General features: G+C 62.5%; 14 protein-coding genes. 4 read left to right on the forward strand and 10 right to left on the reverse strand.

Annotation, left to right across the window (positions count from 1 at the left end; all coding sequences use genetic code 11):
- Window positions 1-7: 7 nt before the first annotated feature.
- The 3 genes from atpA to NNA36_RS17720 all read right to left on the reverse strand — a co-directional run bounded on the left by atpA (window position 8) and on the right by NNA36_RS17720 (window position 3,198).
- The gene (atpA, locus tag NNA36_RS17710) at window positions 8-1,546 is read right to left on the reverse strand and encodes a F0F1 ATP synthase subunit alpha (RefSeq protein WP_255109507.1); all 1,539 of its coding nucleotides are present in this window, start codon (window positions 1,544-1,546) and stop codon (window positions 8-10) included.
- On the reverse strand, window positions 1,546-2,106 hold the full coding sequence (locus NNA36_RS17715; protein ID WP_255109605.1) for a F0F1 ATP synthase subunit delta: 561 nt from the start codon (window positions 2,104-2,106) through the stop codon (window positions 1,546-1,548). Before NNA36_RS17715 ends, atpA begins: the two co-directional genes overlap by 1 nt.
- Window positions 2,107-2,457: 351 nt before the next feature.
- Window positions 2,458-3,198 (reverse strand): class I SAM-dependent methyltransferase, encoded by a 741-nt coding sequence (locus NNA36_RS17720; protein WP_255109509.1) that lies wholly within the window; start codon window positions 3,196-3,198, stop codon window positions 2,458-2,460.
- A gap of 61 nt (window positions 3,199-3,259) precedes the next feature.
- Between NNA36_RS17720 and gloB the strand changes: the two genes are divergently transcribed.
- The 3 genes from gloB to NNA36_RS17735 all read left to right on the forward strand — a co-directional run bounded on the left by gloB (window position 3,260) and on the right by NNA36_RS17735 (window position 7,460).
- On the forward strand, window positions 3,260-4,027 hold the full coding sequence (gene gloB / locus NNA36_RS17725) for a hydroxyacylglutathione hydrolase (RefSeq protein ID WP_255109512.1): 768 nt from the start codon (window positions 3,260-3,262) through the stop codon (window positions 4,025-4,027).
- Between the two features lie 164 nt (window positions 4,028-4,191).
- Entirely contained in the window at window positions 4,192-6,516 is a 2,325-nt protein-coding gene (gene clpA / locus NNA36_RS17730) for an ATP-dependent Clp protease ATP-binding subunit ClpA (protein ID WP_255109515.1), read from the forward strand.
- The gene (locus tag NNA36_RS17735; RefSeq protein ID WP_255109517.1) at window positions 6,516-7,460 is read left to right on the forward strand and encodes a M23 family metallopeptidase; all 945 of its coding nucleotides are present in this window, start codon (window positions 6,516-6,518) and stop codon (window positions 7,458-7,460) included. The genes clpA and NNA36_RS17735 overlap by 1 nt, the downstream gene beginning before the upstream one ends.
- Here the strand turns inward: NNA36_RS17735 and NNA36_RS17740 are convergent, their stop codons facing one another.
- The 3 genes from NNA36_RS17740 to NNA36_RS17750 all read right to left on the reverse strand — a co-directional run bounded on the left by NNA36_RS17740 (window position 7,461) and on the right by NNA36_RS17750 (window position 11,423).
- Window positions 7,461-9,554: a peptidoglycan -binding protein gene (locus NNA36_RS17740; protein WP_255109520.1), complete on the reverse strand. Its 2,094-nt coding sequence runs from the start codon at window positions 9,552-9,554 to the stop codon at window positions 7,461-7,463.
- Window positions 9,555-9,557: 3 nt separating this feature from the next.
- On the reverse strand, window positions 9,558-10,808 hold the full coding sequence (locus NNA36_RS17745; RefSeq protein ID WP_255109522.1) for a biopolymer transporter ExbB: 1,251 nt from the start codon (window positions 10,806-10,808) through the stop codon (window positions 9,558-9,560).
- A gap of 87 nt (window positions 10,809-10,895) precedes the next feature.
- A complete protein-coding gene (locus NNA36_RS17750) occupies window positions 10,896-11,423 on the reverse strand; it encodes a gamma-glutamylcyclotransferase (protein WP_255109525.1) in 528 nt (175 codons plus the stop codon).
- A 64-nt stretch (window positions 11,424-11,487) separates the two neighbouring features.
- Here NNA36_RS17750 and NNA36_RS17755 point away from each other — a divergent pair, with 64 nt between their 5' ends.
- A complete protein-coding gene (locus tag NNA36_RS17755; protein ID WP_255109527.1) occupies window positions 11,488-12,486 on the forward strand; it encodes a DUF2125 domain-containing protein in 999 nt (332 codons plus the stop codon).
- Window positions 12,487-12,531: 45 nt separating this feature from the next.
- Here NNA36_RS17755 and NNA36_RS17760 read toward each other — a convergent pair whose 3' ends face one another.
- The 4 genes from NNA36_RS17760 to NNA36_RS17775 all read right to left on the reverse strand — a co-directional run bounded on the left by NNA36_RS17760 (window position 12,532) and on the right by NNA36_RS17775 (window position 16,015).
- Window positions 12,532-13,260: an extensin family protein gene (locus NNA36_RS17760; protein ID WP_255109529.1), complete on the reverse strand. Its 729-nt coding sequence runs from the start codon at window positions 13,258-13,260 to the stop codon at window positions 12,532-12,534.
- A gap of 26 nt (window positions 13,261-13,286) precedes the next feature.
- Window positions 13,287-14,213 (reverse strand): prephenate/arogenate dehydrogenase family protein, encoded by a 927-nt coding sequence (locus tag NNA36_RS17765; protein ID WP_255109530.1) that lies wholly within the window; start codon window positions 14,211-14,213, stop codon window positions 13,287-13,289.
- Entirely contained in the window at window positions 14,210-15,295 is a 1,086-nt protein-coding gene (gene hisC / locus NNA36_RS17770) for a histidinol-phosphate transaminase (protein WP_255109533.1), read from the reverse strand. The genes NNA36_RS17765 and hisC overlap by 4 nt, the downstream gene beginning before the upstream one ends.
- A 213-nt stretch (window positions 15,296-15,508) precedes the next feature.
- A complete protein-coding gene (locus NNA36_RS17775; protein ID WP_369681689.1) occupies window positions 15,509-16,015 on the reverse strand; it encodes a TIGR00645 family protein in 507 nt (168 codons plus the stop codon).
- Between the last annotated feature and the right edge of the window lie 19 nt (window positions 16,016-16,034).

Consider the following 16,034-nt stretch of genomic DNA (forward strand, 5'->3'; position numbering starts at 1 on the left):
GAACCCCTTATGCGAAGTCAGCTGCGTATTCGTCCAGCGCGGCTTTGATCTTGTCTTCGGCTTCACCTTTGATCTTCGGATCTTCGTCGGTGATGTACTGAAGCAGGTCAGCGTGCTTGCCGCGCAGGTGGTCCAGAAGACCCTGCTCGAAACGGCCAACTTCACGAACTTCCAGCTTGTCGAGATAGCCGTTCACACCAGCGTAGATCATGCAGACGATCTCGGCGTTGGTCAGCGGCGAATACTGCGGCTGTTTCATCAGCTCGGTCAGACGGGCACCACGGTTCAGCAGCTGCTGGGTGGCGGCGTCGAGGTCCGAACCGAACTGGGCGAAGGCCGCCATCTCGCGGTACTGGGCCAGCGACAGTTTAACCGGACCGGCAACCGACTTCATGGCGTTGGTTTGCGCCGACGAACCCACACGCGAAACCGACAGACCGGTGTTCACAGCAGGACGGATACCTTGGTAGAACAGTTCGGTTTCGAGGAAGATCTGACCGTCGGTGATCGAGATCACGTTGGTCGGAATAAACGCCGAAACGTCGCCGCCCTGGGTTTCGATAACCGGCAGAGCGGTCAGCGAGCCAGCACCGAACTCTTCGTTCAGCTTTGCCGAACGCTCGAGCAGACGCGAGTGGAGGTAGAAAACGTCACCCGGGTACGCTTCACGGCCCGGCGGACGACGCAGCAGCAGCGACATCTGACGATACGCAACAGCTTGCTTGGAAAGGTCATCATAGATGATCAGGGCGTGCTTGCCGTTGTCACGGAAGTATTCGGCCATCGCGGTTGCGGCGTAGGGCGCCAGGAACTGCATCGGAGCCGGGTCCGAAGCGGTTGCAGCAACAACGATCGAATATTCGATCGCGCCGGTTTCTTCCAGCTTCTTAACGAGCTGAGCAACGGTCGAACGCTTCTGACCAACTGCAACGTATACGCAGTACAGTTTCTTCGACTCGTCGTCGCCTGCTGCGTCGTTGTAGGACTTCTGGTTCAGGATGGTGTCCAGAGCAATCGCGGTCTTACCGGTCTGACGGTCACCAATGATAAGTTCACGCTGGCCACGGCCGATCGGGATCATCGCGTCAACCGATTTCAGGCCGGTTGCCATCGGCTCGTGAACCGATTTACGCGGGATGATGCCCGGTGCTTTGACGTCTGCAACGTTACGCTGTGCAGCGTTGATCGGGCCCTTGCCGTCCAGCGGGTTACCCAGACCGTCAACAACGCGACCCAGCAGCTCGGGGCCGGCGGGAACGTCAACGATCGAGTTGGTGCGCTTAACGGTGTCACCTTCTTTAATGTCACGGTCCGAACCGAAGATAACGACACCAACGTTGTCGTTCTCAAGGTTCAGGGCCATGCCCATGATGCCACCGGGGAATTCAACCATCTCACCGGCTTGAACGTTGTCCAGGCCGTAGACGCGCGCAATACCGTCACCGACGGAAAGCACACGGCCGACTTCGGCCACTTCGGCCTCTTGGCCAAAGTTTTTGATCTGGTCCTTAAGGATCGCAGAGATTTCGGCTGCTTGGATACCCATTATCCGACCTCTTTCATTGCATTCTGGAGGGAAGAGAGCTTGGAGGCGATCGACGTGTCGATCATCTTCGAACCCACTTTAACGACAAGACCGCCGATGAGGGCTTCATCAACGGTCGCATTGATTTTGACATCTTTACCGACACGCGCGGTAAGGGTCTTCGAAAGCTTTTCGGTCTGCGCCTTGGTCAGCGCCTTTGCCGAGACCACATCCGCGGTCACTTCGCCTTTTTCTTCGGCCAGCATGGCACGAAGCTGGTCAACCAGCTGGGGCAGAACAAACAGGCGGCGCTTCTCGGCCATCAGGCCCAGAACATTCGCCAGAACCGGCTGCAACGCCATTTTTTCTGCGATTTGTGCAATGGCTTTACCCTGCTCTTCGCGGCTTACCAGCGGCGAAGCAATCAGGTCGCGCATTTCTGCGCTGTCGGCCAGTGCGGTGCTAAGGTCGTCAAGACCGCTTTCCAATTTGGCAAGCGTCTTGTTCTCTTTCGCGATCTCGAAGACCGCGGTGGCATAGCGCGCGGCGATGCCGGAGGAGATCGAAGCTGGTTCGGACACGTCCACCCTTCCGCTTTCTGGCCCCGAATTCTGCATACCACGGTATGCCGTCAACGGGGGCGTTTCATGACCCCGATTTCTCAGGGCAGTAAAATCCGTCGAGGATGTAGCAGAGCCTCGCGCACCTAGCAACATTGTTTCAAACATTCACGCTTTCACGAAAACCCCTTGTTTTTAAGGCTTTGAGCAAGGTGCGACCCTTTGCCTGTGACCCGACGTCGAAAAAAATCACTGTCAGACACATATTTTCGCGATTCCCGGTGGCTTCCGGATGCTGAATGTTAGCGAAAACAGTTCGATTTCCGGTCGGAATCCGCCCCCAAAACCGAATCCAAGACGGGAAATGAACGATCAGACCGGCGCGGTTTCCGGCTTTGGCGCGAGCACGCCAAGCGGCTTGCGCACCTTTTCGCGCAACCCCGGTCCGCTGGGCGCGTGAACGCGTTTGCTGGCCTCGACCATCAGGATGCCGCCCGCCAGCACCGGCGAAACCGTGCGGCCAAAGCTCTCCCACATCGCCCCGGTCTTGCGCCAGAACCGTTTGTGCGACGGCGGCTGGAACAGCGTCGTGCGGTGGCGCTCGGGCATAAACCCGTAATGGCGCAGCTGCGCCTCAAGCTGCCCAGGCGAGTAGGGTCGCCCGAATCCGAAAGGCGTGCTGTCACTGCGCGACCACATCCCCGACCGGTGCGGCACCACGAACAGGGCGCGCCCGCCGGGGCCAAGCACACGGTGCGCCTCGGTCAACAGATCGCCGGGCCGGTCACAGTTCTCGAGGCCATGCATCATCACAAGGCGATCCACCCGCCCTGTTTCCACCGGCCACATGGTTTCCTCACACAGCACCGAAACATTCCGCATCCCCGCCGGCCAGGGCATCACCCCCTGCGGGGCTGGCATCAGCCCGATCACGCGCCGCGCGTCTTTCAGGTAGGGCCGCAAAAGCGGCACCGCGAACCCATACCCGGCCACGGTCTGCCCCTTTGCATCCGGCCACAATTCCACCACCTGATCGCGCACAGCCTTCTGCGCGGCCCGGCCAAGCGTGCTGCGGTAATAGAAATTCCTCAGGTCCTGTACATCGAGGTGCATTGCAACCGCCCGGATATTCGGCAACTCTGTTCACAACATAGCAATGTGAAGGCGAAAATCCATGCCCCTTGAAATCATTACGATCCCCTGCCTCTCCGACAACTACGCCTTCCTTGTGCACAACAAGGCCAGCGGCGAAACCGCCCTTGTCGACGCCCCCGAGGCCGACAAGATCAACAAGGTCCTGAGCCAGCTCGGCTGGACCCTGACCCACGTGCTCCTGACCCACCACCACTGGGATCACATTGACGGTCTGGAAGAACTGCAAAAGACCCACTCGCCCAAGGTGATCGGCGCCGCCGCCGACGCCCACCGCCTGCCCCCGCTCGACCTTGCCGTTGCCGAAGGCGACAGCTTCACCCTTGGGGGCGAAGAGGTACAGGTCATGGATGTCTCCGGCCACACCGTCGGCCACATCGCCTTTTACCTGCCCGCCTCCGGCGCGGTCTTCACCGCCGACAGCCTGATGGCGCTTGGCTGTGGCCGCCTGTTCGAAGGCGACCCCGACATGATGTGGGCCAGCCTTTCCAAACTCGCCGCCCTGCCAGAGAACACCATTGTCTGCTCCGGCCACGAATACACCGAGGCCAACGGCCGCTTCGCCGTCACCATCGACCCCGACAACAAGGCACTGCAATCGCGCATCGACGCCATCGCCGAAGCCCGCGCCCAAGGCCGCCCGACCGTGCCCTCGCTCCTGTCCGAAGAACTGGCGACAAATCCCTTCCTTCGTGCCACCGACCCCGCCGTACAACGACATGTGGGGATGGAAGGCGCCGATCCGGCAAAGGTTTTCGCTGAAATCCGCCAGCGAAAAGACACCTTCTAAGGTGCAAAATACGCGCGAAATCACATCTTATCCGTCAAATGTGATGGGGTTTGCAAAGAAAGCCCTTGAAGACTCCGACATATAGACCAAACTTTAAACCTAGGATGATACGGTTAAGTGGGCCCTGATGGCCCGCACGCCCAGAACCGAAGGAGGACAGAGCAGTGCCTTCATTCTCGACGACACTTGAACAGGCGATCCACGCGGCGCTGGCACAGGCCAACGCGCGTAAACACGAGTTCGCCACCCTGGAACACCTGCTTCTGGCCCTGCTGGAAGAACCCGACGCCATTCGCGTCATGCGCGCCTGCAGCGTCGATCTCGACGAATTGCGCGTTGTTCTGGTGGAATACATCGACGAGGAACTTTCCAACCTCGTCACCGACATCGAAGGCTCCGAAGCGGTCCCCACCGCCGCCTTCCAGCGCGTGATCCAGCGCGCCGCGATCCACGTGCAATCTTCCGGCCGGACCGAAGTCACAGGCGCCAACGTGCTGGTCGCGATCTTTGCCGAACGCGAATCCAACGCGGCCTATTTCCTGCAGGAACAGGACATGACCCGCTATGACGCCGTGAACTACATCGCGCATGGCGTTGCCAAGGATCCCGCCTTTGGCGAGGCCCGCCCGGTCACCGGTGCGGACGACGAAGAAGACAACACCGTCGACGCTACCCCCGAAGGCGACAAGAAAGAAAGCGCGCTTGGCAAATACTGCGTCGACCTCAACACCAAGGCCACCAAGGGCGATATCGACCCGCTGATCGGCCGCGATTCCGAGGTTGAGCGCTGCATTCAGGTGCTCTGCCGCCGCCGCAAGAACAACCCGCTTCTCGTGGGCGATCCCGGCGTGGGCAAGACCGCCATCGCCGAAGGCCTCGCACACCAGATCGTCAAGGGCCAGACGCCAGAGGTGCTTGCCAATACCACGATCTACTCGCTCGACATGGGCGCGCTTCTCGCCGGCACCCGCTATCGCGGTGATTTCGAGGAACGCCTCAAGGCCGTGGTGACCGAGCTTGAGGAACACCCCGACGCGGTACTGTTCATCGACGAAATCCATACCGTTATCGGTGCCGGGGCCACCTCTGGTGGCGCGATGGATGCCTCAAACCTGCTCAAGCCTGCGCTTCAGGGCGGCAAGCTGCGCACCATGGGTTCGACCACCTACAAGGAATTCCGTCAGCACTTCGAAAAAGACCGCGCCCTGTCGCGTCGCTTCCAGAAGATCGACGTGAACGAACCCTCGGTCGAGGACACCGTGAAAATCCTGCGCGGCCTGAAACCCTACTTCGAAGAGCATCACGGCGTGAAATTCACCGCCGATGCGATCAAGTCCGCGGTTGAGCTTTCGGCCCGCTACATGAACGACCGCAAGCTGCCGGACAAGGCCATCGACGTCATCGACGAGGCCGGCGCCGCCCAGCATCTCGTGGCCGCCTCCAAGCGCCGCAAGACAATCGGCGTCAAGGAGATCGAGGCCGTGGTTGCCAAGATCGCCCGCATCCCGCCGAAAAGCGTCTCCAAGGACGATGCAGAGGTTCTCAAGGATCTCGAAAAGTCGCTCAAACGGGTCGTCTTCGGTCAGGACGACGCCATCGTGGCCCTGTCCTCGGCGATCAAACTTGCCCGCGCCGGTCTGCGCGAGCCGGAAAAACCCATCGGCAACTACCTCTTTGCTGGCCCCACCGGTGTCGGTAAAACCGAGGTCGCCAAGCAACTCGCCGATACCCTCGGCGTGGAACTGCTGCGCTTCGACATGTCCGAATACATGGAGAAACACGCGGTCTCCCGCCTGATCGGCGCGCCTCCGGGCTATGTCGGCTTTGATCAGGGTGGCCAGCTTACCGATGGCGTCGATCAGCACCCGCACTGCGTGCTGCTTCTCGACGAGATCGAAAAGGCGCACCCGGATGTCTACAACATCCTGTTGCAGGTGATGGACCACGGCACGCTAACCGATCACAACGGCCGCACTGTCGATTTCCGCAACGTGATCCTGATCATGACCTCGAATGCGGGTGCCGCTGAACAGGCGAAATCGGCCATCGGCTTTGGCCGTGATCGTCGCGAGGGCGAAGACACCGCCGCCATCGAACGCACCTTCACGCCGGAATTCCGCAACCGTCTGGATGCGGTGATCTCCTTCGCGCCGCTGTCGAAGAAGGTCATCATGCGCGTGGTCGAAAAGTTCGTTCTGCAACTCGAGGCTCAGCTGATGGATCGCAACGTGACCATTGAACTGACCCCCAAGGCCGCCGCATGGCTTGGCGACAAGGGTTACGACGACAAGATGGGCGCACGCCCCCTTGCCCGCGTCATCCAGGAGCACATCAAGAAGCCACTGGCCGAGGAACTGCTGTTTGGCAAGCTGGCCAAAGGCGGTGTGGTCAAGGTCACGGTCAAGAAAGGCGAGCTTGATCTCGAACTTTCCGGCCCTGACAAGCCCCGCATCGCCGGTGACAAGCCTCCGCTTCTGACCGCCGACTGATGCGTTCGGCCCTCATGATTTGCGCGCTCGCGGCCTCTCCGGTCGCGGGCGCGCCTGTTTTGGAATTCCCCGTCGACTGCACCCTCGGCACCACCTGCTATGTCGAAGACTACCTCGACCACGACGCCAGCGAGGCCCGCAAGGATTTCGCCTGCGGTCTCAACACCCGCGATGCCCACGGCGGCACCGACATCGCGCTCCTGTCGTTTGACGCAATGGAAAGCGGCGTTGACGTTCTCGCCGCCGCCCCCGGCACCGTGATCGGCATCCGCGACAGCATGGCTGACACCCGCGATGCCAACGTCCCCTCCAACATCGCCTGCGGCAACGGCGTGCGCATTGACCACGGCGACGGCTGGCACACCCAGTATTGCCACCTGAAACTCGGCAGCGTCTCGGTCCGCCAGGGCGACGAGGTGCGCGCCGGAACCGTGCTGGGCCAGATCGGCCTTTCCGGCCAATCCAACCACCCGCACCTTCACCTCTCGCTCGAACATCAGGGCAAAGACGTCGATCCATTCGCCCTCGAAGGGGCCGAAACCTGCGGCGAGGACACCACCCAGATGTGGTCCGATCCCCTGCCCTATTACGACACCGGTTTTTACACCGCCGCCTTTGCCAACGCCGTCCCCACGCTCGAAGACGCCCGCACCGGCGCCAAGCGGCGCACCACGTCGAAACCGGATCAACCGCTTGTCCTTTATGGATATTTCTACCTTGCCAAACCCGGCGACCGTCTCGAATTTACGGCCCGCGGACCCGGCGGCACGATCTTCGGCCACGACCTCGATCTCGGAAATCCGCGCAAGTCCCACATGCAGGCCTATGGCCGTCGCGCGCCCGCAGGCGGCTGGCCGGCAGGCTTCTACGAAGGCACGGTGCGGCTGATGCGGGGCGACACCCTCATCGCGCTCCGCCACAGCCACATCACCGTGCGCGACTGATCACTTCTCGGTAATCTTCAACTCGATCCGGCGGTTCTTGGCCCGCGCTTCCCGCGTGTTGCGCGGGTCCAGCGGCTGATACTCCCCGAACCCGTTTGCCGCCAGCCGGTTCGGCGGAATGCCCTGTTCGCTCGCCATGAAACGCACCACCGACAGCGCCCGCGCCTGGCTCAACTCCCAGTTATCAGCAAACTCGGCCCCGTTGATGATCGGCACATTGTCCGTATGCCCGTCCACCCGGATCACCCAGTCGATGCCAGCGGGAATGTCGCTAGAAATATTGCGCAGGATCGCCGCGATCTTGGCAATCTCCGCCTTGCCCGCCTCGGACAATTCCGCCCCACCCGGCGGGAACAGAACCTCGGACGAGAACACGAAACGGTCGCCCACGATGCGCACCCCTTCCTGCCCTGCCAGAATCTCGCGCAACCGCCCGAAAAACTCGGACCGATAGCGCGCCAGGTCCTTGGCTTCCTCGGCCAGCGCCTTGGCTTCGGCCTCAAGACGAATGCGCTCCGCCTCTTCCAGCAACCGCCGCTTGCGCTCTTCTGACGCCGCCCGCGCAAGCGCCGCGTTCAGATCACTGCCCAGCGTCTGCAACTGCACCTGCGCCGCCGCATCGCGTTCCTTGGCATCATCCAAGAGCGCCTGAAGACCCGAAAGCTGGGTCCGAAGCGCCGCCACCTGCTGGTTCAAAAGCGCCACTTCCCGCTGTGCATCGGCCGATTTGGCCTCTTCCTCGGACAGCGCCTTGTTGGCCTGCGCCAGCAATGCCTCGCGCTCTTCCACCGCCGTCAACCGATCCTGCGAGGTCAGTTCCGCCGCCGCCTTCGCCGCCAGCGCCGCCGCCAACTGCGCGCGCACCTCGTCCTGATCGCTCAACTGCGCATCCAGAAGAACCCGCGCCGCAATCGCCTCGGCCAGCTGCCGCTGCAAATCCTCAACCGCCGCCTGCTGCGCCGTCAGCTCCGACTGCACCGCCGTCAGCGCATCATCCTTGCCGGAAACCTCCCCAAGCGCCGCGTCCAGCGCCGCCTGAACCGAGGCCAGCGCCGTATCCTTCTCGTCCCCTTCCAGCTCCGAGGCCTGCAACGCCGCCAGCGCCTGCGCCAGCTGATCGCGCGCCGACACCACCTCGGCCCCCTTGGTCTCTGCCTCGGCCTGCGCCTTTTGCAGGTTGGCCAGCGCCTCGGCCAGATCGGCCTCTGCGGTTTCCCCCGCCAGCAAGGCCGCCGCCAGCTTGACATCAAGATCGCCCCGCGCCGCATCCGCCGCCGCCAAAAGTGTCAGGGTCTCCTCGGCCTTCTTGCGCTGCGCCTCAAGCGCCAGCGTCATCGCCGTCAGTTCCGTATCCGCGTTTTCAAGACGCTCGCGCAGCGCCTCGGCCGCCGCCGCCTCGGCCAACCGCGCGGCCTCTTCTGCGCTTAACTCCGCTTCCAGATCGCCAACACGCGCCAGCAAAAGCTCACGCTCCTCGGCCCCTTCCGCCGCCTCGCGGTTCAGATCGGCAATCATCGCCTCCAGCGCCTCGCGCCGTGCCGCCGCCAGTCGCGCGGCCTCGGCCTGCGCGTCGATCTCGCCACGCGCCGTCGCCAGCGCGAGGTTCAACGCCTCCTGCTCCGAAAGCAACGCCTCGCGCGCCCCTTCCAGTTCGGAAATCGTCGCCAGCGCCCGATCCTGATCCGCCAGCAGCGCCGCCACCTGCGCCTCGAACGCGCTGATCTGCGTCTGCGCCTCGGAAAGCGAGGCATCCCGCGCCGCAAGGTCCGACGTCAGCGAAGCAATCAGCGCCGATTGCCGGTCCGCCTCTTCCCGCGCACTGGTCAGGGTCGCCTGCAAACCACCCACGCGCTCTTCCAGCGTCGCCGATCTCTGTTCCTCAAGCCCCAGCGCCCGCGCCAGCGCCGCGACTTCCGCCGACAGGGCATCCAGCTCGGTTTCCTGTCCGGAAATCGTCTCGCGCAGAACGAATTGCACCACCATAAAAATGGTCAGCACGAACATCAGGACCAGCAAAAGCCCCGTCATCGCATCCACGAAGCCCGGCCAGATCGAGGCCTGGAACCTTTGTCCGGTGCGCCGTGACAGGGCCATGGATCAGCCCTCCTGCTTGTTGCCGCCGCCAGCCGGCTTGCCCTTGCGGGCCTGGGCACGGCGCGGCTGTACCGGTTCGCTCGTGGCCACCGCCTGCGCCTTGGCTGCCTGTTTCAGCACGCGGCCCAGCGCCGCCAGATCGGTGCGCAGCTCGGCCATGCTTTCCTGCCGTCCCGCCGAAATCTCTTCCAGAATACGCAGCATCTGCACGTCGATCGACCGCAGCCGCATCCGGCTTTCCGCGTCGATCCCCTCGCCGTCATTGCGCACTTCCAGCGCATGGATCAGGCGTTCCTGCCCATCCGCCACCCGCAACAGGGCATCCGTCGCGGTGGAGTTGGTCTCCATCCGCGCCGTCAGCCGCTCCACCGCGTCCGCCAGCGTGCCCAGCTTCTCATCGACAACCGCGCGGTTCACATCCGACTGGGTGAACATCTGCTGCAAGGCTTCCATCTGGCGACCCATGTGATCCATCACATTCACCATCGCCGCCTGCTCGATCCCACCTTCGCCGTCACCGGCGGTAAAGCTCAGACGGGTGATTGAACTCAGCCACTCTTCCAGCTCGCGGTAAAACCGGTTCTGGCCATGCCCCGCAAACAGCTCCAACAGGCCCACGATCAGCGATCCCGCCAGCCCCAAAAGGGACGAGGCAAAGGCCACGCCCATGCCGCCCAGCTGGCTCTCGAGACCGGTCATCAGGCGCGAAAACACCTCGACCCCACCTTCGCCCTCTTGCGGCGCAAGGCTGCGGATGGTGTCCACAACCGCTGGAACCGTCGTGGCAAGCCCATAGAACGTGCCCAGAAGGCCAAGGAAAATCAACATGTTGACAAGGTAGCGCGTGATCTCGCGCCCCTCGTCGATCCGCGTTGCAACCGAATCCAGGATCGACCGCGCCGAACTCGATCCGATCTGCGCCCGTGCCCCCCGCGTCCGCAACAACGCCGCCAAGGGCGCCAGCAGCGATGGCGCAGTATCAAACTCGTGCCCCTCGCGTTCGCCCGCGAAATTCTCGATCCAGCGCACCGAATAGATCAGCGAAAACACCTGCGCGAAACAGGCGAACACACCGATCAGGAATACGAAAAGGATGAACCCGTTCAGATAGGGGTTGGCCTCGAACACCGGCAGGACGCGCGGCAGGGCGACATAGACAAGTAAACCCGTCAGCCCCAGCACGATCAGCATCAGCAGGATCTGGCGAACAGGGTGTGAGAAATGCGGCTCGACTTTGCGGTCCGGCTGATCCATCTGGACAGCTCCCGGCTCATTGTTTTTCTGCGCTCACCCTACTGTTTCGCGCTCAATGTGCCAAGAACTTATGCCACCGGGGCGGCCTCACATGGTCAATTCGCGCACCCGTGCCGACAACCAGTCCAGATCTGCATCCTGAATACCCAGTTCGATAAGATGCGAGGCCGTGTTGTGCAGGTAATCGGTGTTCGGCCCGCGCCCGCCCACAGCGGTGGAAATGATCTGCGCCTGCTCTTCCATCTCAAGGTGGCAATACTGCACGTGATGCGGATCAATCACATAGGTCACCGCCTCCACGACCCGCCCGTCCTGCAAGGTGATGTCCAGCATCTTCTCAAGATAGGCCGAGGAAATCAGCTCGCGCTCCCGCAGGTATTCCAGCGTCGCCGCCTCGTGGCCTTCCTGCACCAAAAGCGCCAGCCCCTGGCAATGCGCCCCGTCTTCCGCATCCAGCGCCAGCACCAGCCCCGGCTTTTCCTCGGTACCCCGGTGGTGGATCGACCGCATACAGAAGCTGCGATGCCAGCCCGGCAGGGTGGCAATCACCTTCTCGCGGTACTCGAACCCCGGATTCCACAGCAAAGAGCCATATCCGAACACCCACATTGTCATCGCACTGGTCCTCTTGGTTTTTGGGCTTTAAACACCAATCGCGAAACAGGGAAAAGGGCCTGACATGTTCAAAAGACTGTTGTTTGTCATCCTCGTGGTCTCAGGCGCGTGGTTTGCCTACTGGTTTGTCGGTGCATCCGCCGCGAAATCGGGCTTCACCGCATGGTTCGACACCCGCGCCTCCGAAGGCTGGCTGGCCGAGGTCGAGGAGATTTCCGTCAAGGGCTTTCCCAACCGCTTCGACACCACTTTCACCAACGTCGCCTTGGCCGACCCCGACACCGGCGTCGCGTGGGAGTTGCCCTTCTTTCAGCTCTTTGCCCTCACCTATCGCCCCAACCACCTGATCGCGGTCTGGCCCAACAGCCATACCCTCGCCTTCCCCGACCAGAAGGTCACCGTCGCCAGCACCGATATGAAGGCCTCGCTGGTGCTTGCCGGTGACACCTCCCTGCCGCTTGAGCGCAGCAACCTCGCCATCGAGGGCCTCGCGCTGACCTCAACCGCCGACTGGACCCTCACCGCCGACGCCCTGCGCCTCGCCGCGCACCGCCAGGGCGAAGGCGAAAACACCTATCGCCTTGCCCTGACCGCCGAAGGCCTTGCCCCGCCCGCGGCCCAGACCCTGCCCAAGGCCAAGGGTCTTCCCCGCACCCTCAAGACCGTTCAGGCCGACATCACCGCCGGTTTTGATCGCCCGTGGGATCGCCTCGCCCTCGAACAGGCCCGACCGCAGCCGACATGGATTGACGTGAAACTGGCCCAGATCACATGGGGCGATCTCGATCTCAACGCCGCAGGGCGCGTCACCGTCGATCCCGCAGGCATCCCTACCGGCGACATCACCATCCGCGCCACCAACTGGCGCGAGATCATCGCCCTCGCCCGCGAAACAGAACAGCTGCCCGACGGGGTCCTCGACGGCATCTCGCAGGGCCTCGAGCTCCTGTCCGGCATCTCGGGCAACCCCAAGACCCTCGACATCCCACTCACCTTCAAACGTGGCGCAACATGGCTGGGTCCGGTCCCCATCGGCCCCGCCCCGCAACTGGTGATCCGCTAAAAAACAAAGCCCCGGACATGCGCCGGGGCTTTCAAGTTTCACAGCCTAGCGGCAATAGGGCCCGCCCCTGTGCTTGGCGATGTCGAAATGGAAATGATCCTTGTGATAGCGATCCGAATTCGGCCCCAGCACCGTGCCGAACGGCCCACAGGCCCGCCGGTGCATATCCTTGAGAATACGGCCCTTTTTGCCATTCCCCCAGTCATGCAGAACGGAAATATGATCCCCGTTCTTGAGGTCAAATCCCGACAGGTCGATCGCGCGCCCCTTGCCATGCTCGGAAATCTTCGCGCCCTTCTTGTGGTTCCGCGTCCGGCAGCTATAACCAGCCGCCACCTTCAACTCGACCACCCCGCCGCCATAGCGTTTGACCGACCGCTTCATGCCGCCTTCCACCCACTTCTTGAGGGCATAGGCCGTGTCGCATTCCATCACCGCAGGCCGGCTTAGCGGAATACCCGACACCGAATAAAGCTTGATCGCCCCGCGCCGGATGCCACAGCCCTGCAATTTCCCCGGCACATGGCCCACCTCGGTGCCCTGCAAATCGCGGTCACGGCACACCTTTCCCACGGCAGATGGCACCTCGCGCGCCGTCCGGTTCGCCACCGGCGGCACCACGCTCACCTTCTGCCCAAGACTGCGCGGCCGCAACAGGGGCCGCAGCGAGGTTTCGGGCGCAAGGCTTGGCAGGGCAACAGGAAACACATCTTCGCGGATCACCGGCCGCAGAGACTCACGCGGCGCTTCGGCAACCGCGGTCCCGGCCAGCATCAGGGCGACTATGGCCGCCCGCGCCCTCACGGTTTCGGTGCCTCGCGGCCAAAGTTCGGCGCGTCCGTGTCCTGACCGGCCTCGATGATGCTACGCCGCACCGCCCGCGTCTTGGTGAAATAGTCGTGCAGGTGATCGCCGTCTTCCATCCGGATCGCCCGCTGCAACACGAACAGTTCTTCGGTAAAGCGGCCCAGAATATCCAGCGTTGCTTCCTTGTTGTTCAGGAACACATCCCGCCACATGGTCGGGTCCGACGCGGCAATCCGCGTGAAATCCCGGAAACCCGCCGCCGAATACTTGATGACCTCGCTCTCGGTCACACGGCGCAGGTGATCGGCCACCCCCACCATCGTATAGGCAATCGCATGTGGCACATGCGATGTCACCGCCAGAACAAGGTCATGGTGGTCGGCGTCCATCTCGTCGACATTCGCCCCCATGCCTTCCCAAAGCGTACGCACCTTGGCAATCGCCTCCGGGTCCGTGTCCTCGGCCCCCGGCACGATGATGCACCAGCGATTGTCGTAAAGTTCTGCAAACCCCGCTTCCGGCCCCGAATGCTCGGTGCCCGCCAGCGGGTGCGCGGGAACGAAATGCACGCCATCGGGCAGATGCGGGGCCACGGCATTGATCACCGCCCGCTTGACCGACCCCACGTCCGACACACAGGCCCCGGCTTTCAGAACCGGCGCAATCTCTTCCGCCACACGCCCCATCGCGCCCACCGGCACACAGAGCACCACAAGGTCGGCCCCTTCGGCCGCCTCGGCCGCACTGTCACACACACGGTCACACAACCCGATCCGACGTGCCGTCTCGCGCGTCGCTTCCGAGCGCGCATATCCTGTTACCTCACCGGCCAGCCCGCCGCGCTTGATCGCCCAGAACATGGACGATGCGATCAGGCCAAGCCCGATCAGGGCGACGCGCTCATAGACCGGTGCGGTCATGCGGTATCTCCCTTGAACTGGCCAATCGCATGGGCCACCCGCCGACAGCTCGGCTCGTCCCCCACGGTGATCCGCAGACAGTTCGGCAGGCCATACCCCGTCACGCGGCGCACGATAAGGCCCTGGGATTTCAGGTATTCATCACAGGCTTCCGCCTCGTCCTGGCTGGCAAACCGCGCCAGGATAAAGTTCGCGGTCGACGTATCCGACGGCACGCCATGCTCTGCCAATGCTTCGGCCAGCCAGGCCCGCAGCCGCGCATTGTCCGCACGGCACTTCGCCACCCAATCCTGATCGCGCACCGCCGCTTCACCCACGGCAAGCTGCACGGTCGACAGGTTGAACGGCTGGCGCACACGGTTCAGAACGTCGATGATCTCTTTCGGCCCGTAACCCCAGCCGATCCGCAGCCCGCCAAGGCCATAGATCTTCGAGAACGTCCGCGTCATGATCACGTTGTCCCGCGCTTCGACCAGCGCCGCACCGCCATCATGGCATTCCACGTATTCCGTATAAGCCCCGTCGTGCACAAGGATCGCGCCCTCGGGCAGACCATCGGCAAGACGCGCAACCTCGTTGCCACCGATCATCGTGCCGGTCGGGTTGCCCGGGTTGGCAATGAACACGATCTTCGTCTTCTCGGTACAGGCCGCAAGGATCGCATCTACATCCACCGTACGTTCGCGCTCCGGCACCACGACCGGGGTCGCCCCCACCATCTTGGCAAGGATCGGGTACATCGAGAACCCGTGCTCGGTATAGATCACCTCGTCGCCGACACCGGCATAGGCATGGGCCACGAATTGCAGCACCTCGTCCGAACCCTGACCACAGATGATCCGCTCGGCGTCCAGACCGTGCACCTCGGCAATCGCCGCCCGCAGCTCGGCATGATCCGTCGAGGGGTAACGATGCAGGCCATGTCCTGCCTTCGCCACCGCCGCCTTGACAGCGTCCGAGGTCCCGAACGGGTTTTCGTTCGAGGACAGTTTGACGACATCCGACACACCTTCCACGGTGGCCTTCCCGCCGACGTAAAGCTCGATATCCATGATGCCGGGTTGCGGCGTGATACGTGTCATGAACCGGGTCTCCTCTACCGTCCCGAACTCTTATCCTCGCCCCTCCGGATTGGAAAGCTTCTAGAACAGCTTTAAGGCGAGGTGCGTGATTGTGGCCACGCCGTCGGACGAACTAGCGCATTTCGCGCCAAACACCCGCCCGAAAACGTCTTTTTCAACAAGAAAAAGCCGCCCTGCGACAGGGCGGCCCGCAAAATTGAAATCCGGCCGCGCCTACTTCTTCGCCTGCGCCGTCAACCAGTCCATCAGCGCCATCAGAACGCCCGACACGACAAACACCATGTGGATCACCACCAGCCAGTAGAGCTCGTCCTGCGCCAACTCCTTGCCCTTGCCCAGCTCCATGAACCGTTTCAGCAGGTGAATGGCCGAAATCGCCACGATCGAGGCGATCAGCTTCATCTTCAGCCCCGAGAAATTCACCGTCCCCATCCAGCCCAATCGCTCTTCGGCCGCCGCCACGTCCATCTTCGAGACAAAGCTCTCGTAGCCGGAAAACAGCACGATCAGGAGGAGATTGCCCGCCAGCGTCAGGTCGATCAGCGTCAACACCACGAGGATCACCTTGTCCGCCCCCATCGACGGCAACATCGGCAGGTATAGCAGCAATTCGTGAACGAAAACAAAGACCAGCATCGCCAGCGCCACCACGAGGCCAAGGTACATCGGCGCCATCAGCCAGCGCGAGGCAAACAGCCCCTTTTCGAAATTCTGCTCGATCTTGCCCGCCATCGGTGCC

This window comes from Shimia sp. CNT1-13L.2 (assembly GCF_024331145.1).
In the GTDB taxonomy this organism is placed as follows: domain Bacteria; phylum Pseudomonadota; class Alphaproteobacteria; order Rhodobacterales; family Rhodobacteraceae; genus Shimia.